Source organism: Porphyromonas sp. C0026D3 (assembly GCF_056590775.1).
In genome coordinates, this window is record NZ_JBWPWU010000001.1 from 298426 (window position 1) to 315620 (window position 17195).

A 17195-nucleotide genomic window follows, 5' to 3' on the forward strand; every position below is an offset into this window, starting at 1 on the left:
TATGAAAAGAAGAAGCAAGACAATCGCACAGCAATGCAGATACTATGAGGTGGACAACATCTTCGAGTATATGGTATCGGTTTACCTCAACGGAAATATCTCCGCCTTTGGGGAATTATTCAAGGAACTTAATCGGAAGGACAGAAAGGAATTTATCCTCTATCTCTTTTCAGAGGTCGAACCCATTCATATCCAAGAAATCATTTTAGCAACCATCTAAAAGTAAGAATAATGGAAAAATTCAATTTTTATCAAGACAGAAAGGTTACTTGTTGGGAACGCACCCACTTTGATGTAAAAGCCGAGAGTTACGAAGAAGCCGTTGCCCTTGTCAAGTCGTGGCAGGGAGAGGACGTGCTTTGCTTTGAGGACGATGAGAATATCATCATCACAGACGGAGAAACCTTGTATGACACCTCCGAAAGCCTATCCGTAGAGGAAAACGGAGGACAGCCGACTATCGAGGTCTTTGCAAACAATGGAGAAGACATCATCAACAATAAACCCGATAACACTGAACAGATATGAGAACGGAAACAAGAACATACGAGGTATATAACCTCCACGAACTGACAAGGGAGGCACAAGCAAAGGCACACAGCCATTGGGCGGAACATTGCGACTATACTTGGGACAGAGAGAACCGAGCCACATTGCAAGCCTTTGAACGGATTTTCAATATCAAGGCGGACAGATGGTCATACGACAGTTGTACCTACACCTATAGTTTCACTTCCCATTACAGCGAGGAGGAAGACAATATGAAAGGGACAAGACTTCTGAAATACCTTGTCAATAACTATTGGAACGACTTGTATCCACCCAAGACTTATTGGAGTGGAAACTACAAGAAGAAACGCAAGAGCCGTGTGTTTGTTTCGGACGATTGTGTGCTGACGGGCTACTGCATAGACTATGAAATCTTGAAACCCATATACGTTTTTCTGAAAGCCCCCAATGATACCACCCTATACGAACTTATGGACAAGTGTTTGAACGGATTTTTCAAGGCTTGCAGGGACGATATGGAATATCAATTCAGCGAGGAAGCCTTTGCCGAAAGTTGCGAAGCTAACAATTATGAGTTCCTATCAGACGGAACATTATTCAACTGATTAAAACATAAAAGACAATGAAAGGTACAGAGCATTTCAAGAGCGTAATCCAATGTTATTTGGAGAACCGAGCATCATACGATGAACTCTTTGCGGAGAGTTTCCGCAAGGAAAACAAGAACATAGACGAGTGTGTAACCTATATCCTCAGCGAGGTACAGAAAAGCGGTTATTCGGGATTTTCGGACGATGAAATCTACTCTATGGCAGTGCATTACTATGACGAGGACGACATAGAGGTAGGCAAGCCTAATTCCTGCAAAGTGGTGGTAAACCACACCATCGAACTCACGGATGAGGAGAAGGCGGAAGCCAGACAGAGAGCCGTAGAGCAATACCAACGTGAAGAACTCTCCAAAATAAAAAGCCGTAACGCAAGACCAAAGAAAGCCGAGACAACGGAAATCGTATCACAACCCTCACTATTCGAGTTTTAATCCCTTAAACAACGAAAGGAAAATGGAAACAATGGATTTAAGCGAAGCACGCATCTATGTAGGCACTTATGCCAAGTACAACAACGGCTCATTGCAGGGAGAATGGGTGGAACTTTCGGACTTCTACGATTTGGACGACTTTATGGAGCGTTGTGCCGAGATACACGAGGATGAGGAAGAACCCGAATATATGTTCCAAGCGTGGGAGGAAATCCCCGATGGTCTGATAAACGAAGGTCATTTGGATGAAAACTTCTTTGAACTTCGGGACGAGTTGGACAGATTGAATGACACGGAGAAAGAAGCCTTTTGGGAATGGGCGGACGGCAACAATGCCCATATCACCCAAGACGCATACAGCCTTGTAAAGGCTTTTCAATCCGCCTATATGGGCAGTTATGCAAGCAGGGAGGATTTTGCGGAGGAAATTGTGAAAATGAAGAACGATTTATCCGATTTTGCACTGAGTTACTTCGACTTCTCCAAATATGCCGATGACCTTTTTGACACAGACTTTTGGTATAAGGACGGTTATGTATTTCGCAACGAATAAAACAAGGAGGATAGAAAATGAAACCAAGAAACAGATATGAGAAGGCTGTCCTTGCCGAGAGCAAGCACCTTCGCCCGATAACCAAGACACAGAGCAAATGGGCATTCCGTGAGTGTATAGACCATTTCGCCTACCGACTGCCCAAAGGTCGCACAACGTGTATGGATTGTGGGCATAGTTGGACAATGGAAAAGCCAACGGACACTTGCACCTGCCCCCATTGCGGGGCAAGGTTGCAGGTCAAGGAAACCTTTGAACGCAAGATTAGGCAGAAGCAATACTTTACGATACTTACCGCTTGCGGAGAGTACCAAGTACTAAGAATGTTTCTTCTTTCTGTGGAAATGGAGAAAGGTTGCAAGGCTTCATCATATACCCTTGAAATTGGTCAATATTGGTGGAACGCACAAGGACGGCAATCAGTGATAGCCGTTCAACGAACATTAGGCAGATACATTGACACCTTTTCTTTCTGTTCGCCAATGGCAGTACGCAACGATAACGAAGCCTACCGTCATATATCGTACTCACCGATATATCCCAAATTCAAGGTTATGGACACACTCCGCAGGAATGGATTTGAGGACGATTTTCACGGCATTGCCCCGACAATCCTTATCCCCGCTATATTATCCGACAGTCGGGCGGAAACCTTGCTGAAAGCAGGCAGAGCCGAGCATTTGAAATACTTCCTCTACAATTCAAGGACATTTGACACTTGTTGGCAGTCCTATAAGGTTGCCACTCGAAACGGCTATGACATAGAGGACATTTCTATATGGTGTGACTATGTGGATATGCTCCGCAGGTTGGGCAAGGACACACACAGCCCGAAGTATGTTTGCCCCACCGACCTATATCGGGAACACGACCGCAGGCAAAACGAGCTTCGCAAACAGAGAGAAAAGGAGGAAATAGAGAGGAAACGCAGGAAGGCGATGGAGGACGAGGAGCGTTTTCAAGAACTCAAATCCAAGTTCTTCGGTCTTTGCTTCACAAACGGCACAATCCAAGTCCACGTATTGGAGAGTGTGCAGGAACATTTGGAGGAGGGGGTGGCAATGCACCATTGCGTATTTGATAGTGCCTACTATCTCAAAGAAAACTCGCTTATCCTTTCGGCAACCATTGAGGGCAAACGGATAGAAACGATTGAGGTTAATTTGGACACGCTCAAAGTTGTGCAAAGTCGTGGCGTTTGTAATCAAAACACAGAGTACCACGACCAAATCGTAAGCCTCGTGAATGCCAACCGCAAATTGATAAGACAGAGAATGAGAGCGACAGCATAAGCAACAATCACCAAAATATCACAGATATGAAAGCAGAAATTGAAAGCATCGTATGTAATTGGGCGGACGAGATACCCCATATCCTTATAAGGGTAATCAATGCCATTACTTTATCCGTCAATGAAGAGGAACTGAGAGCTGCCGTCAAGCGGATAGCCGAAGAAACGGAACTTGACAAGTTCTTTGCCTATGGTTATGGCACACATCATTTTTGGCTTACCCACCGCAGGTTATCGAATGGTGAGCCGATGGAACACAGATTATTAAAAGTTGAGTTTTGAGAATATGAAGAAGAAAGTTTATAGAGTACGGACGCAGTACATTTTCGAGGGAGTGTTTGAGGTTGTTGCCGAAAGCAGGGAGGACGCACAGCAAAAGGTCATTCAGAATTGCGGATTGGTAATGGGTGGGAATATTCACAGCACCTTACCCGATGAAGAGGTGAATTGGGCTTTCTCCACCCACCCTGAAGTCAGGACGGGACGGATAACCATTCAAGAAGAACAGATGAAGTAATGCGGTCGGCAGATTTGCCAATCGCTCCTTTCTTTCGTGAGCCTAAGCAGATAAAGAAAGGAGCAAAGAAACCCCAATAAAAAACACCTCGTTACTTTTGACAGTGAGTTGAGACGGCTCAAAAGTAACAAAAAGCCCATCCAAATATTGTTCTATCTTCTAAAGCCGTATTTTTGTTCACGTTTCTCAAAAGCAACACGCCCTCCTTCCAAAATATCACATATGTGTTCACGGATACCTTGTGAAGATAATATATACTCAGCATTTTCGTCTCTTTGCTTGGTGTCTTCCAAAGATCCGTTGATATATTGAAATTTCAAACCTCCTAAGTTGGGCGTATCCGCACCTTCTTGATTAGCTACAATTACATTTTCTGCGTCTGCACTTACCACAACATTGGAATTGTGCGTCACCAATATTATTTGTCGCTCTTTCTTTTTCCGTTTGATGTATGCTACTAATTCATGATAAATCGCGCGATTATCAAGACTATCCTCTGGTTGGTCTATGAGTATTGGGCATTTCTTATCACTAAAATCCAAAAGTAGTTTCAGGATAACAAAAGCTTGTTTTCCCTCTGACATATTAACAAAATTATCCCCTTGATAAGTCAAGCTATAATCAAGGCTATACCAACTGTGGGTAAGAAATTCTGTTACAACATTTAATGCTTCATATCCATTCTTCAGAAGCACTTTCTCTGAAAGAAGATTCTTAAAGAAGTCCAAACTAATTGCTTTGTTATCTTCATCATATTTATTTAGCAATTCTTGTAGATATTCTTGACGTTCATAACCTCTTTGATTTAGTCTGGTCTCCAAAAAGACTCGCATTTCTTGCTTGTGAAAAGTGAGTTTTACACGAATATCAAGTTTATCATAAGTGATGGCTAAGTTATTACAAATATCATTTGCGCTTATTTTATAAGAGCAATGATTGTCAATGACTTTACGGATTGATTCTTCTCGTTGTAGCCTTGCTTGCTCAAGCTTTTTCTGTATCTCATCAATTGCAGTAAGCTTTCTTTCTTCTTCTTGTATTTTGCTATTAATATCTTTTAATTCCTTATTGTCCTCAAATATCCGTAATCCTTTTTTGTAGATATCAGAAGCTATTATTGTTTGTATCTCCGTGGCTATTTGGTCTTTTGCTTTAGAGGTATCTTCTATGATTTTTTGGACGATCTCTGTCCATTCCATTTCAGTTCTTACTTTCAAACCATTAAACAGACGATCTACTTCATACTGATTCAACCCAAAAGATAATTTATCAAAATCCCATTTTTTCTCAAAGGAAGAATCGAATGGAGTGAGATTTTTTAATCTATTCAACAACTCAAGGTCGTTATCTGCCGCAGCAATAAGTTTCTTCTTTTCTTGAATTTGATATACATAAGCATCAAATGAAACTCTTTCTTCTTGTGTTAATGCTCCATCTTTTTGCAGAGTAGATGCTTTTGTTTTCAATAGTTGCAATTGTTGTTGAACACCATCCCTATTACCTTTTTCTGATAAACTCTTTTTTAGAGAATCAATCTCTTTTTGCAGTTGAAAAACATAGAAAACTCCATCCGTTACACTTTTAGAAACATCTGTAAGATGAGTATAATAATTCTCTAAAATTCTATTTTCATCTTTGCTCTTTATTATGTCTTCTACTATTTTATTCGTCTTTTCTGAGTCAAAAGCAATCTCGTGCATGTAACTTTGTCGGAAATATTCTATTTCACGACCGAGTTGATTATTTCCATCCTGCCATCTGATAGAAACCCCATCAAGATGTTGTCTAATAAAATCACCTTCTCCAACTTCTTTATTTCCATGCTTAGCAGCTATTGCTTTAAGTAATGATGATTTCCCTGTAGAACGTCCTCCTATGATAGTATTTAAGTTAGGATTGAGAAAAATTTTCCCATCCCAAAAATCATCCTCTTTTAATGTTATACTATCAATTACCTGATAAATATTCTTCTCGTCAGGTTTGGTTATTTGAATCTTCACTCTATCCTCTGGTTCAAACAGAATCTGTTTTAGTCCTTCGAATGTAGTATCAGCCTTAATCCAAGTTTTACAATTTCCCAATCTATCCTTTAGCTCAATCTGGTCTGCAAAAGAATGGGCATCACTACAATCTAATAGCAAATCATTTACACCTTGTTCATGTAGTTTTTCTTTTGATTTATTGTATGCTTCGATATCCTCGGCTGCGGTAAATACTATATCAACATCATTAATGATACTCTTTTTTTCTGCTATAGAATTATCGTTCCATTTGAAATCTTCCCATTCTGTTTTACCAATAGCTGTCATGAATTTGCCCTCAAATATCTGATTGGCATTTGATAAAGCATTTTTAATGACAGACGTCTCAAGATTGAGATTATTAAATCCTTCTCTTAATGGACTTCCATAGTGTTGGTGTTCATTTTCTGGTACAGAGGCTATAATCCGTTCTCCTAAATCTTGAATACTTTCTATTGAAATAACTCCACCCCACTGTTGAGTACAGTCTGGACTTAATGTATAATGCGCAGTGAGAGCATTCAAGAATTGCTGCTGAATTTGATCAGGGGTTAGTTCATTAGAAAAAATGACATGGTAGTTTATTCTTTTAAACTTCTTATTTCCACAGAACTTTGATAACCTAAACTCGACAACAGGTAGTATCAACTCTATATTTTGCAGCCTACCTTGTTCTTTATAATCAAGAATTTTACGATAACCATCAATAAAAAGATAGTCATTGATACCAAGAACTTTTATATCATCGGGAAGATGCTCTAAAGCATCTATATACTTCTCCCATATATCTTCATCAGGAGAGCACTTATAATTATGCTCCAAAGAAAAAGGAGTATGGACATGCAAGTCCCAAATTCTCCATTCCGATCCTCTGTTCATGATTTTTCTATATTAATATTACCTTTCGCAAAGGTACTCATTCATAACGAGAAAGGCGAATAAAACGGCGAAAAAACGCCCCTTGCAGAACATAAAAATGTCGCAAGAGGCGTATTTGATAATCAAGGTATATAAAACAGGGCAAACTCCACCTTTCGCCGTTTGACAAGTCCTCGCAGAACTTTGCCTTTGTATTGGCAAAAAGAGACAAATTCACGGTAGAAATCCCTGTCGCCCGACTCTATCTTTCGTAGCAGTCGGCTCTTGGGATACTTCCCGTATCCCAGCAACCTACCCGCTCCAACATTGTAGGACAGAACGGCAAGCAACAAAGCATCCTTGCCGTAGTCCTTGAACATCATCAGACGCTTCATCAGGTCTGACCGGAGCAGCGAGTCCGCCTGCCGTTCCGTCATCGCTGCCGTGAAATGTTCGCCCGGCAAGAGCTGATGCCCGTATCCGACATAGGGAGCATCTTTGAACCCGTGTAAGCCCTCAAAATGCTTGATGCAGACAACGGCACGCTCAAAGGGCGGCAACGAGAGAAGTACATTTCTTCTGTCCTGAGCCGAAAGCCGTAAGCAGGAAAGGCAGACAAGGCACAAGACGACAAGTTTACTTCCTATCCTCATCCTTCTTCTCCTTTTCCTCGTTCTTCTGACTGTTGAACTCAAACGAGAGCTTTGCCGTCTGCCCGAAGTTGTCCTCCACATACACATCTATTGTCTGTTGGTCTGTGGATGCGGAAGTATAGTATAGCCTGAACTCTTCTTTCGTGAGCGGATAACGGTCTTTGGGCTTGAAGACCATACCGTTATCCATCTTCAATCTCCCCCTACCATCGGGTTGGAAATAACGGATGGTATAGCGTGCATCTTCAAATCGCCCCTGCCGTTTGAGCGTGCAGCGTATTTCCGCCGTCTGTCCCTTGGCGATATGCTTCTGCACCGGCATTGTCTCTACCGTGAACGGATACGCCTGCTGAATATCCAGCTCGTGATTACAAGCAGATAAACAAAACACAGCAATGGAGAGTACCCCCATTACCCAAATTGTATTCAATATTTTCTTCTTCATTGTTTGTTACATTTTATATTATACACTCACACCCGCCTTTGAGACAGCAGGTAGTCATTCAAATCCTTATGTTTGGCATATAGGGCAGAACGGTCGATGACCTTCTCCCCGAAACAGCCATGCAATCTCTGAAAAGTCCTTCTCCCTGCCTCGTCATTGTCGAGGAAGCATTCTATCCTTTCATAGCCCTGCAAGGCTTTCTCCGCTTTTTCCACGTTGGAGACGGAATTAAGCACAAGCCAGTCCGAAGCGATGATGCCCATTTGCATAGCGGAGAGGTAATCCATAAAGCCCTCGAATACGGCACACACGTCCGAACCGTTACGCTTCAGTGAAATATCCTTCGGAGGGATGCAGCCCTTGAAGAAGCGATTACGCAATTCCATTCCTCCTGCCTCATTACGAAAGCCGATGGCATAGTACCGTTTGCCATGCACCCGGTATCGAACCTCCTCGCAGTTGGGTATGGCAACGTGGGCATTGATTCCCCGTTCTTCCAGATAACCCAGCAGTCTGGGATTCTGCAATGGTCGCACCCAAATATCCTCGAAGACAAGTCCTTTCCTTTCGCTTCTTTGCGGTTGTTCCAAAGCAAGTGGCGGACACGTTCCACTCTTTGCAATGAAAGCCGCCCGCAGGAGGAAGTCACCGCTTCCGATAAACTCTCCTGCTAAGTCGAAAATGTCGCCCCCTTTGCCGATTCCAAAGTCGAACCATACATTTTTATTCGTATCGACCTTGAACGAGGGTGTCCGTTCCGTGCGGTAAGGAGCATTGTACCAGAGAATGCCACCTTTCTGCTTTTTTGGCTGAATCCCCATTGCGTTCAGGAAGTCCGCAATGGGGATTTTTCTCATTTGTCGCACGTCCATCAGTCCAGCATGATTTTCAGTCCGACACCGTACTGGGCATGGAAACGCTCCGTAGAGCCACCCCACAGACAACACTCCCTGCCATAGAACAATAACACCAATCTGTCCGTCAGATAAGTCTCCGCCTGCAAGGTAACGGCACCACCATAAAGAAAGCCGTCCTTATTTCGTAGCGTCGAGCCGTCAAAGAGCAGTTTCTTTCCACCATTGACCGTCTCATATCCCGCCAAGGCAGAAACGCCTGCGGAGAGGAAGAAGGTCTTGCTCCCGTCGGACAGCATATTACAGAAGAAACCTCCCTCGCCCGTGAACTGCTCCGTAGGGATACGGCTATCCCGATAAGGGTGGTATCTGCAGAGATACTCCGCCCCAAGCACCCATTGATGTCCGCCTTTAGTGTAGGTGGCAAGCGAAGCCCCGAACATATAGCCTGTGTTGTTGCTGGCAGACTTGGCATAAAAGCCGTCCGCCATGCCTGCGGTCAGGCGTATGCCCTTCATTTTGGGCAGACAGCGTTGGGCGTGTGCCTGCCCTGCAAAGAGGGCAAGCATCACGATAAATATGGAAAATAGAGACTTTCTCATATTACTTCACTCTGAGTTCGTCAATCTCCCCTGCACGCACAAGGTCTTCGTTCTCCACGATGAAGGACTGATGTCGCCCACCGTTTTTCTCGTGCATCTCCACAATGAGCTGCTTGTCATCGGGGATGGTGAACTTCTGAAGCGTGAACACCGTGCGACCGCTCTTCTGTCCCGCCACACAGGTAACATAGTTGTAGGCACGCAGCGGAAGCAGTACCTGCTCCTGCATGGCGGTCTGCTTGGCAACCTTCTTATCCACGATTTTGAACGTGATGAAGTCGATGTCGAACGGAACGTTGGATTTGTTGCGCAGTTCGGTGTGGAAGTACAGTAACCCGTTGTGCGAGTACAGACCTCGAAGCAAATATTGAATGCCAAACGCCTTGCTGCCGATGTGCTTGACGGTACGCCTATTCTCCTTATGGATGGACTTCATGATGAGCCTTACCAGCATCGGACTCTCGCTGCCAAGTTCCTTCAGATAGACCTCCATCGCATTGTTTGGGCGGTTTACGCTCGCACCGTCATGAATAAAGTCCGTCATCTCCACGTTCAAGAGCAGCGGCTCGTCGGCATACTTGACATTAAAGGTGTAAAACGCACCGTCCTCCGTGATGACGCTCATATTCGTCTCCTCCCGGAAGTTCTTGACCGTCGCTTTCACACGGATGACGTTCTCCGCTCCGTCCGCCTTACCCGCAATGAGGTTGGGCGAACCCAAATCCACATAGCGAACGGCGGAGGGGAAGATGATGTGCACCGTCTTATCGTAGGTGATTTCCAACCCGTGAGGCGGTATCATGCGCTCAAAGGCGATTTTACGTGTCAGTCCCTCATAGAGGTCTCCGCTTGAAGTTGTTTCCTGTGCGTTCGCACAGACTACGCCCAGCATCAGGGCGATGGCTAAAACTGTTCTTTTCATTTTACTTTGGATTAAAGTGGTGAATAATAATTGTGATTTACTTGTTCTCTGGCTGATAGAGTAGCACCTTATAACCTGCCTTCAGATGCACCTTGACGGTACGCATCTTCTTTGCAAAGTATTGGCTTGTTCCCTGTATCAGCCCCTTGCCGAGGTCGGAGGCAAGCTGTGCTTTTGCATCAGTGGAGATGTTCACGCTGCTGCCTACGGATGTCCCCATACCCGCAACGATTTCCTTGGCGGCACTGCGTTCCATCGAGCCGGGAATGAATATCCCTGCCTGTCCGTCCGTGTCATAGACCGACAGCTCCACGGGAATGATGCTTCCCCGATACTCCAATGAGGAAATGACAATGGAGAGTCGTTCGCCCTGCAACTTTGCCGTTCCCACGACAAGGGCATTGCGTGGAATCTCCCTGCCCGATACCAACATCGGCTCCAAGAGACGGAAATGCACCGTCTGCCCATCCATAACCGTCTGATTGTTATACACACAGGCTGATATGGTGTTTCTCTCCGTCTGCGAGATTGTCCCGATAGCCGTTTGAAACATATAGTTCCTCTCCTTGACATATTCGGAGCGGAAAGTCGAGTCGCTCATCGGCTGTGCCAGAGCCGACACCACTTGACCGCTCACCTGCCTGACAGGAAACGCCATTGCCTTTCCATTGCGACCGGAAGAGACCGCTTTCCTTTCGGAAGCCGTCTCATTCCCCGAGGTATGTGTCACCGAAGCAGATTGTCCATTACCTCCTGCGGGCATATACTTGGCTGCCAGTTGATAGGATTTTTCGAGCAGTGCCATCTGGTCGTTCACGGTTATAGCGGGCGACTGCTGCTCGGCACTCATACGACTTTCCAACTCCTTCAAACGGGTACGCATTTCCTCTTTTTCCGGGTCTTCTCTTGGTGCTTCATAGAAACTGCCGAGCGTGCGGTTGATGTCTTGGTAAGCGGAAGCCGAAGCATGGAATCCCTCTTGTGGAGCAGTGGTACGAGAGCCGAAACCGTTATCTCTTTCCGACAAATCCGTCTTCAATGCCAACTCTTCGGAACTCTGCACCGGTTGTCCTCCTGTCATCTCCCCGAACATGGAACTGAGGCTTTGCATGGCACGGCTTCGTTCCTGTTCCTTCTGTTCCATCATCTCCTTTTCGTAGGCTTTCTTCTTATCGCCGATGAGTTCCGAGGCTTGCGGATCCGGCATTTCCGTATTGAAACCTTGGCTGTCCTGCTCCTCCTCTTTCTTCGATGGGGCAAAGATGAGCCACATACAGCCTGCAAAAAGCAGGAACATCAGCGGGTAAATGACAAACTTCTTTCGCCTTTGTTTTTCTTCCTCCGTCAGTTCAGGCGAGGTGCTCGTATTGGAGGCTGTCTTTCTTTTGAATGGGTACATAATCGTAATACTTTAATAGGTTGATACTGTCGTTGGGATAGAGCCGCCTTACTTCAGGGGTTTCGATATGCTCGATTGCCGGTAACGTTTCCTCCTCGGAGTCTCCGTCTGAGAAGATACGGTACAAACCGTTGAAGAAAACATAGTTGGCAAGTATGGCGAAAAAGAGAAGCATCGTCAGGACGACATACAGCCTCAAATGAGCGGGGATGCGTCCGCACAGGCGGCGGAGCCTTGCCTCCGCTCCCTCCTGCATCATTCGGAACAGACTTTTCTTTTTCATCGCTTACGGGTACTGATGTCCTTGTTCTCCAAAATCTCAAATCCCTCGATGTTAAAACCGTTCGGGTTGTCGTCGCTTCGGTTCGTGTTCAGCAGGCGGCACTCCGTAACGAGGCTGCGTTCCGTGACGTTGCTGGCACGGATAATCAACTGTCGGGCATACGTCCTTGCGGAATACGGATAGCGGTTGAAGTTGCATACCACGCTGTCCACCTGCACGACTTGGTTGATGTTGCCCGCAATGATACGGTTGTAATATCCCTTCTCTGAGAAATCCCGATAATAGTTGTAGGCACTCTTGTCCGCCAAGAGCAATGCACGGGAGATATTGCTTTCAATCGCATTCTTGTCTGGTGAAAGCGTGAAGAACAGTTCGTGGAAGCGGCGGATATGCTCCTTGGCTTCCGCGGGTCTATTCTGCGACAGATCCTGCGACAGGGCGAGCATCAGCGACTTACCGCCATCCAATACATATATTTTCTGCCTCTGGGCTTCGGCAAAGGAGTAGGCACTCCATACCGAATAGCCCGCAAGGGTAGCACACAGGCAGATGACGACCAAGGTAAAGAGGCGTATCTGCCTGAAACTCGTTTCGATATTCTTTAATGACTTAAATTCCATAGCTTTTTAATTTTGTTCCGATGGTTCGGAGGATTTGTTTCCTCCCCGATGAAATAACTTCCCGGCAATCTCCTTGCCCTTGCTACCCGCATAGTTCATCGCATTTCGTGCGTGTCCTCCGGCGAAACCGCCGACGGCTCCACCCACGGCACCTGCGATACCTGCACCCTTTGAAGCAGCAAGTCCCACGTTCTTGCCATAGTTCCCTGCACCTCCCGCTTGGATAATCCAACCGGCAACGGTGGGAACGGTAAAGTAGCCGATGATACCGATGATCATAAAGACCAAATACACACCGTTCGAGGCATCTATGGAATAGGTCGGGTCGTTCTGTAACTGTGTGATGTCGTGCTTGAGCATCAGTTCCTGGATTTTTGCCAGCATCGAACTGAACAAGTCCGCCACGGGCAGCCAGAAATAGATGGAGACATACCTCGTAATCCATTGCGTGAGGGTACTCTGAAAACCGTCCCATACGGAGATGGCGAAGGCTATCGGTCCCAAGATGGAGAGGACAATCAGGAAGAAAGTCCTGAGCGTGTCGATGAGCAGGGCGGAAGCGGCGAAGAGCAGTTCCAAAAACTCCCGCACCATATTACGGAACCATTTTTTGAAGTTGTACATACTGCGTTCCACATACATCCCTGCCATCGTTGCCATATCCGAAGGCGAAAGACCGAGTTCATCTATTTTTTTATCGAACTCCTCGTTGCTCACCAAGTAGGCGGTCTCCGGGTCACGCACCATTGACTCATACTCTATCTTGTCCCGCATCTTGCGGTACTCGTCCATCTTGAAGGTTTGCGTCTCCATCATCTTGTGCGTTCCCTGCACGACGGGACTGAGCACACCGTTGATGGTGTCCAAGACCATCGGGAAAAAGAGAATGCAGAGACCGAGAGCGAACGGACGGAGCAGTGGATAGACGTCGATAGGCTCGGCACGGGCAAGCGTCTGCCATATCCTGAGTGCCACATAGAAGAGAGCACCCAAGCCCGCAATTCCCTTTGCAACGGCAATCATGTCGCCGCACATGGGCATCATCTCCGTATAAAGCGAACGGAGCACCTGATGCAGATTGTCAAATTCCGCTCCCATGGCTACCAGTATCTTTCGTTGTCCGTCCCGTACAGGTCAAGTACCCTGTCCGCATCCTTCTTCGCCTTGGCTCTGAGGTAACTCACGGAGATGTTCTTGTTGGTGTAGTAGCGCACGAGGTTGCGGTAGTCCCTCACCTCCTTGTAGCAGTGGTCCACCACGTCCATACGCTCCTTGTCGGTCATCTTCAGTGTGGTGATGTTCACCACCTGTTTCAGTTCCTTGAGCAGGTTGTTGCTCTCTCCGAGCAGTTTGGTATAGCCGTTGGCAATGGCTATCAGTTCCTCCGGTCGGAAGTTCGGGTCGGAGAGCATCTTCTTGTAGTTGTTCACATAGATGTCGGAGATTTCCCCGACCATCAGAATGGTCTCCTTTACCCTTTGGGCATCACGAACGAGGTCGTTCACCTTTTTCAGGGCATCGTAGTACTTCTTGCTCTCATTGTAGAGCTTCTCCACCTCCTTGAAGTTGTCGAGCGTGTTCTTGACCGTCTTGGAGGTCTGCACGATTTCCTTGGTGGTGTTGATGATGCTCTGTGCAAGGTTGGTGGGGTCTGTGACCACCCACTGGGCGTGTGCGCTACCTGCCATGAGACAACCGCACGCCATAAGCATTAAAATTTTCTTTCTCATTTTACTTTGGATTTTAGTGAATGTTATTGTTGTCTAATTCTCTTCGGCAAGTTGCCTGACGGCAAGCTCCATGTTGCCGCCAAGTTGCTCGGCTCTGGCAAGCACACGCATCTTCTCCGTCTCTTCCGTCGTGTAGGTGAGGTATTCGGCTTTCGACACTTCCGTGGCATAGACGGCGGACTGTACGCCACCCAGCCCAATCCACACCTCCTTGTATAACCTTGTGGCATCGTTGCTCTGGTTGATGGAGAGTATCTGCCCCCGTTCCTTGTCCGTCAGTCCCAAGAGTTCCTGTATCTGATCGAACTTGTTCATGTACTTGCGCTGGTCAAGCAGTATCTTGCAGTCGGAATTGTTGATGATACTTTCCTTGACAATGGGCGACTGGATGATGTCGTCCACCTCCTGTGTAACCACGACCGCCTCGCCGAAGAATTTTCTTACCGTTTTGTAGAGGTATTTTATATATCCCGCCATATTTGCGGACGCAATCGCCTTCCAAGCCTCCTCGATAAGGATGACTTTCCGTATTCCCTTCAGCCGTCGCATCTTGTTGATGAAGAGTTCCATAATGATGATGGTCGTGATGGGGAAAAGGATGGGATGATCCTTTATCGCGTCGATTTCGAAGACGATAAAGCGGGCGTTCAAGAGATCGAGCTGCTTGTCCGAGTTCAATAGATAGTCGTATTCTCCACCCTTATAGTACGGCTCCAGCACGTTGAGAAAATTAGCCAAGTCAAAATCCTTTTCCCTGACCTTCTTATCATGGAGCAAAGTCGCATAATCGGTAGTGAGAAACTCATAAAAGCTGTTGAATGAGGGTACGATGCCGTCGTCCGTCTTGATACGTTCGATAAAGAGCGACACGGCATTGGAGAGGGCGACCTCCTCCGAGCGTGTGGCAGGTTCGTTATCCTTCTTCCAAAGGGTCAGCAGCAATGTCTTGATGCTCTCGCGCTTCTCCACGTCGAACACCTTGTCCGGTGTATAGAACGGGTTGAAGCTGATGGGGCTTTCGTCCGTGTAGGTGAAATAGACCCCGTCCTCACCCTGCGTCTTGTGGCGTATCATCTCGCACAGCCCCTGATAGCTGTTTCCCGTGTCCACTAAGACGATATGGGTATTCTGTTCCCAGTACTGCCTCAAGAGATGGTTGGTGAAAAACGACTTACCGCTGCCCGAGGGTCCCAAGATGAACTTGTTACGGTTCGTGATGATGCCTTTCTTCATCGGCAGGTCGGAGATGTCAAGGTGAATCGGCTTGCCGCTGCGGTCTGCCATCTTGATGCCGAACGGTGAGAGCGAATCTTGGTAGTTGGTCTCCTCGTTGAAGAAGCAGACCGCCTGTTCGATGAAGGTGTAGAAACTCTCTTCGGCGGGGAAGTCGGCTTCATTGCCCGGGATGCCTGCCCAAAAGAGCGTAGGCACGTCCACGGTGTTGTGCCGTGGCTTGCACTCCATCAAGGCAAGCTGGCTGCCCACGTCGTTGCGGATACATCGGAGTTCCTCGCCGTCCTCGCTCCATGCCAGCACGTTGCAGTGGCAGCGGACGGAGGTAAGCCCAAAGCTGTGCGCCTCATTCAGATACTCGTCTATCCACTGCTTATTGATCTGGTTGCTTCGGCTGTAGCGGGAGAGCGAGTACATGTTCCGTGCATTCTTCTCAAAGCGTTGCAGGTTCTCCGCACTGTCGTCAATGAGCACATACTGGTTGTAGATATGGCTGCACGGCAGCAACAGTCCCACGGGTGCGGCAAAGGAAAGGCGGCAGTCGCTGCGGTCAGTGGATAAACGCTCATAGCGCATATCCGTGCCTACCAGCCCGGGCAGGTCTTCCGTATCGGAAAGGGTATGCAGGCAGAGTCGCTTATCACCGATACGCATTTGGTCGGCTTTGAGGTCGATGTCCTCCAAAACCGTCGTGTCGGAGAGGGACAGCGAGAAATACTTCTCAATCAGTCCCGGTGTCTCCGCCGTCCCGATAATCTCCTCGTCCGTTAGGCGAGAGAGGCGAATAAAACCGCTTTCGTTCATAATCCGCTCGAATTGCTCGGTCGCTTCGAGGAACTTGCGGGCAGTATCCTTGTCCCGTACCTCCTTGGGGATGATATGTCCTCGGCAGAGGGTGGAGAAGTTGCTTTGCTGCCGGTTGCGGTTCTTGGTCGTCTTGGTCAGGAACAGATAGCAGGCGTGATTCAAGAACGGTCGCTCATTGAAGTGTCGCTCGAAACTGCGGGAGAGGAAACTCATCTCCTCCTTTTGCAAGTCCGGACGGTAGCCCTCCTTGACAAACCAATCCTGCTTGTGTACGACGCTGTAGGTCGGCAACACCTTGATTGCCTTTACCCAAGAAGAATGGATAGAGGCATACTCCGCACTCGTCACCGTATAGAGTTCGGGCAAGTCCACACGGAAAGCGACCGTGATGTCGGCGTCCTTCGAGATGATGCAGCCCTCTTCGACGGCAAGCAGCGGGAAGCGGTTTTCCAGCGTGGTGGCTTTCAGTACGTTTCTCATTCTTTGTCCTCCTTTCCTTTGTTTGTTCTTTTACGTTCTCTTCTCTTTCGTCTTGGCAGCTCCTTGTACCGTAGCAGACGGGGAATGCGTCGTCGGTTGATGAGGTAACGGGGATGGCTGTGCAGCGCGGAACGCTTCATCAGGCCGTGTTCCCCATACTTCCTGTTCAGGGAGAAGGTCTGCCACACCAAGATGGCTGCGGCAGTACCTCCGAATCCGATACAAATCCATTGATTGACACCCGCCATGTAGAGGATGACAAACAGCACGAAGAGGGCGAGCAGCCCTCCTGCGAAGATGAACAGGTATTGGCTTTTGAGTCCCTGAAACTCTACCGAACGACCGATCCCCTTGTTGATGGGATAGGTCTCCATA

21 protein-coding genes are annotated in these 17195 nt (G+C 47.1%); 8 read left to right on the forward strand and 13 right to left on the reverse strand.

Features of this window, described 5'->3' with window-relative positions; all coding sequences use genetic code 11:
- The first annotated feature begins 1 nt into the window (after position 1).
- From AC1EK1_RS01215 to AC1EK1_RS01250, 8 genes are read left to right on the forward strand one after another with little or no spacing between them, the layout of a single operon-like run.
- Complete coding sequence (locus AC1EK1_RS01215; RefSeq protein WP_023058392.1) at positions 2 to 220, forward strand: hypothetical protein; 219 nt, start codon at positions 2 to 4, stop codon at positions 218 to 220.
- Between the two features lie 11 nt (positions 221 to 231).
- Complete coding sequence (locus AC1EK1_RS01220) at positions 232 to 528, forward strand: hypothetical protein (RefSeq protein WP_023058475.1); 297 nt, start codon at positions 232 to 234, stop codon at positions 526 to 528.
- Positions 525 to 1115 (forward strand): hypothetical protein, encoded by a 591-nt coding sequence (locus AC1EK1_RS01225; protein WP_023058399.1) that lies wholly within the window; start codon positions 525 to 527, stop codon positions 1113 to 1115. Before AC1EK1_RS01220 ends, AC1EK1_RS01225 begins: the two co-directional genes overlap by 4 nt.
- A 17-nt stretch (positions 1116 to 1132) precedes the next feature.
- Entirely contained in the window at positions 1133 to 1552 is a 420-nt protein-coding gene (locus tag AC1EK1_RS01230; protein WP_023058460.1) for a PcfK-like family protein, read from the forward strand.
- 22 nt (positions 1553 to 1574) lie between these two features.
- On the forward strand, positions 1575 to 2105 hold the full coding sequence (locus AC1EK1_RS01235; RefSeq protein WP_023058491.1) for an antirestriction protein ArdA: 531 nt from the start codon (positions 1575 to 1577) through the stop codon (positions 2103 to 2105).
- Between the two features lie 17 nt (positions 2106 to 2122).
- Positions 2123 to 3397 carry a PcfJ domain-containing protein gene (locus tag AC1EK1_RS01240; RefSeq protein WP_023058452.1) on the forward strand — a complete coding sequence of 425 codons (1275 nt, stop codon included), beginning with the start codon at positions 2123 to 2125 and terminating at the stop codon, positions 3395 to 3397.
- A gap of 26 nt (positions 3398 to 3423) precedes the next feature.
- A complete protein-coding gene (locus tag AC1EK1_RS01245; protein ID WP_023058484.1) occupies positions 3424 to 3678 on the forward strand; it encodes a hypothetical protein in 255 nt (84 codons plus the stop codon).
- Positions 3679 to 3682: 4 nt separating this feature from the next.
- The gene (locus AC1EK1_RS01250; protein WP_023058463.1) at positions 3683 to 3913 is read left to right on the forward strand and encodes a hypothetical protein; all 231 of its coding nucleotides are present in this window, start codon (positions 3683 to 3685) and stop codon (positions 3911 to 3913) included.
- Between the two features lie 152 nt (positions 3914 to 4065).
- Here AC1EK1_RS01250 and AC1EK1_RS01255 read toward each other — a convergent pair whose 3' ends face one another.
- From AC1EK1_RS01255 to AC1EK1_RS01315, 13 genes are all read right to left on the reverse strand, one after another.
- Positions 4066 to 6813, reverse strand: a complete 2748-nt coding sequence (locus AC1EK1_RS01255; RefSeq protein WP_023058433.1) for a TrlF family AAA-like ATPase — start codon at positions 6811 to 6813, stop codon at positions 4066 to 4068.
- A gap of 122 nt (positions 6814 to 6935) precedes the next feature.
- Positions 6936 to 7445, reverse strand: coding sequence for a lysozyme (locus AC1EK1_RS01260; RefSeq protein ID WP_036873509.1), 510 nt, complete (start codon positions 7443 to 7445; stop codon positions 6936 to 6938).
- Positions 7429 to 7890, reverse strand: coding sequence for a DUF3872 domain-containing protein (locus tag AC1EK1_RS01265; RefSeq protein WP_023058421.1), 462 nt, complete (start codon positions 7888 to 7890; stop codon positions 7429 to 7431). The genes AC1EK1_RS01260 and AC1EK1_RS01265 overlap by 17 nt, the downstream gene beginning before the upstream one ends.
- Before the next feature lie 26 nt (positions 7891 to 7916).
- Positions 7917 to 8762: a toprim domain-containing protein gene (locus AC1EK1_RS01270; protein WP_023058448.1), complete on the reverse strand. Its 846-nt coding sequence runs from the start codon at positions 8760 to 8762 to the stop codon at positions 7917 to 7919.
- Entirely contained in the window at positions 8762 to 9346 is a 585-nt protein-coding gene (locus AC1EK1_RS01275; protein ID WP_023058442.1) for a conjugal transfer protein TraO, read from the reverse strand. Before AC1EK1_RS01275 ends, AC1EK1_RS01270 begins: the two co-directional genes overlap by 1 nt.
- 1 nt (position 9347) lies before the next feature.
- The gene (traN, locus tag AC1EK1_RS01280; protein ID WP_023058477.1) at positions 9348 to 10268 is read right to left on the reverse strand and encodes a conjugative transposon protein TraN; all 921 of its coding nucleotides are present in this window, start codon (positions 10266 to 10268) and stop codon (positions 9348 to 9350) included.
- A gap of 37 nt (positions 10269 to 10305) precedes the next feature.
- On the reverse strand, positions 10306 to 11667 hold the full coding sequence (gene traM, locus AC1EK1_RS01285) for a conjugative transposon protein TraM (RefSeq protein ID WP_480305239.1): 1362 nt from the start codon (positions 11665 to 11667) through the stop codon (positions 10306 to 10308).
- Positions 11618 to 11950: a TraL conjugative transposon family protein gene (locus tag AC1EK1_RS01290; RefSeq protein WP_023058404.1), complete on the reverse strand. Its 333-nt coding sequence runs from the start codon at positions 11948 to 11950 to the stop codon at positions 11618 to 11620. The genes traM and AC1EK1_RS01290 overlap by 50 nt, the downstream gene beginning before the upstream one ends.
- Entirely contained in the window at positions 11947 to 12570 is a 624-nt protein-coding gene (traK, locus tag AC1EK1_RS01295; RefSeq protein ID WP_023058480.1) for a conjugative transposon protein TraK, read from the reverse strand. Before traK ends, AC1EK1_RS01290 begins: the two co-directional genes overlap by 4 nt.
- 6 nt (positions 12571 to 12576) lie before the next feature.
- A complete protein-coding gene (gene traJ, locus AC1EK1_RS01300) occupies positions 12577 to 13668 on the reverse strand; it encodes a conjugative transposon protein TraJ (RefSeq protein ID WP_036883445.1) in 1092 nt (363 codons plus the stop codon).
- Positions 13669 to 13670: 2 nt separating this feature from the next.
- Positions 13671 to 14300: a DUF4141 domain-containing protein gene (locus tag AC1EK1_RS01305; RefSeq protein WP_023058438.1), complete on the reverse strand. Its 630-nt coding sequence runs from the start codon at positions 14298 to 14300 to the stop codon at positions 13671 to 13673.
- Positions 14301 to 14333: 33 nt separating this feature from the next.
- Positions 14334 to 16820, reverse strand: coding sequence for a TraG family conjugative transposon ATPase (locus tag AC1EK1_RS01310; protein ID WP_023058394.1), 2487 nt, complete (start codon positions 16818 to 16820; stop codon positions 14334 to 14336).
- On the reverse strand, positions 16817 to 17194 hold the full coding sequence (locus AC1EK1_RS01315) for a DUF4133 domain-containing protein (protein ID WP_023058419.1): 378 nt from the start codon (positions 17192 to 17194) through the stop codon (positions 16817 to 16819). Before AC1EK1_RS01315 ends, AC1EK1_RS01310 begins: the two co-directional genes overlap by 4 nt.
- Position 17195 lies beyond the last annotated feature (1 nt).

Bases quoted from the DNA above. Each gene is read 5' to 3' on its own strand.
- AC1EK1_RS01290 (WP_023058404.1), bottom strand. From the start codon at position 11,950: ATGAAAAAGAAAAGTCTGTTCCGAATGATGCAGGAGGGAGCGGAGGCA.
- AC1EK1_RS01225 (WP_023058399.1), top strand. From the start codon at position 525: ATGAGAACGGAAACAAGAACATACGAGGTATATAACCTCCACGAACTG.
- AC1EK1_RS01255 (WP_023058433.1), bottom strand. From the start codon at position 6,813: ATGAACAGAGGATCGGAATGGAGAATTTGGGACTTGCATGTCCATACT.
- AC1EK1_RS01240 (WP_023058452.1), top strand. From the start codon at position 2,123: ATGAAACCAAGAAACAGATATGAGAAGGCTGTCCTTGCCGAGAGCAAG.
- AC1EK1_RS01265 (WP_023058421.1), bottom strand. From the start codon at position 7,890: ATGAAGAAGAAAATATTGAATACAATTTGGGTAATGGGGGTACTCTCC.
- AC1EK1_RS01310 (WP_023058394.1), bottom strand. From the start codon at position 16,820: ATGAGAAACGTACTGAAAGCCACCACGCTGGAAAACCGCTTCCCGCTG.
- AC1EK1_RS01315 (WP_023058419.1), bottom strand. From the start codon at position 17,194: ATGGAGACCTATCCCATCAACAAGGGGATCGGTCGTTCGGTAGAGTTT.
- traK (WP_023058480.1), bottom strand. From the start codon at position 12,570: ATGGAATTTAAGTCATTAAAGAATATCGAAACGAGTTTCAGGCAGATA.
- AC1EK1_RS01245 (WP_023058484.1), top strand. From the start codon at position 3,424: ATGAAAGCAGAAATTGAAAGCATCGTATGTAATTGGGCGGACGAGATA.
- AC1EK1_RS01270 (WP_023058448.1), bottom strand. From the start codon at position 8,762: ATGGACGTGCGACAAATGAGAAAAATCCCCATTGCGGACTTCCTGAAC.
- AC1EK1_RS01275 (WP_023058442.1), bottom strand. From the start codon at position 9,346: ATGAGAAAGTCTCTATTTTCCATATTTATCGTGATGCTTGCCCTCTTT.
- traM (WP_480305239.1), bottom strand. From the start codon at position 11,667: ATGTACCCATTCAAAAGAAAGACAGCCTCCAATACGAGCACCTCGCCT.
- AC1EK1_RS01215 (WP_023058392.1), top strand. From the start codon at position 2: ATGAAAAGAAGAAGCAAGACAATCGCACAGCAATGCAGATACTATGAG.
- AC1EK1_RS01220 (WP_023058475.1), top strand. From the start codon at position 232: ATGGAAAAATTCAATTTTTATCAAGACAGAAAGGTTACTTGTTGGGAA.
- AC1EK1_RS01305 (WP_023058438.1), bottom strand. From the start codon at position 14,300: ATGAGAAAGAAAATTTTAATGCTTATGGCGTGCGGTTGTCTCATGGCA.
- traJ (WP_036883445.1), bottom strand. From the start codon at position 13,668: ATGGGAGCGGAATTTGACAATCTGCATCAGGTGCTCCGTTCGCTTTAT.
- traN (WP_023058477.1), bottom strand. From the start codon at position 10,268: ATGAAAAGAACAGTTTTAGCCATCGCCCTGATGCTGGGCGTAGTCTGT.
- AC1EK1_RS01250 (WP_023058463.1), top strand. From the start codon at position 3,683: ATGAAGAAGAAAGTTTATAGAGTACGGACGCAGTACATTTTCGAGGGA.
- AC1EK1_RS01230 (WP_023058460.1), top strand. From the start codon at position 1,133: ATGAAAGGTACAGAGCATTTCAAGAGCGTAATCCAATGTTATTTGGAG.
- AC1EK1_RS01235 (WP_023058491.1), top strand. From the start codon at position 1,575: ATGGAAACAATGGATTTAAGCGAAGCACGCATCTATGTAGGCACTTAT.
- AC1EK1_RS01260 (WP_036873509.1), bottom strand. From the start codon at position 7,445: ATGAGGATAGGAAGTAAACTTGTCGTCTTGTGCCTTGTCTGCCTTTCC.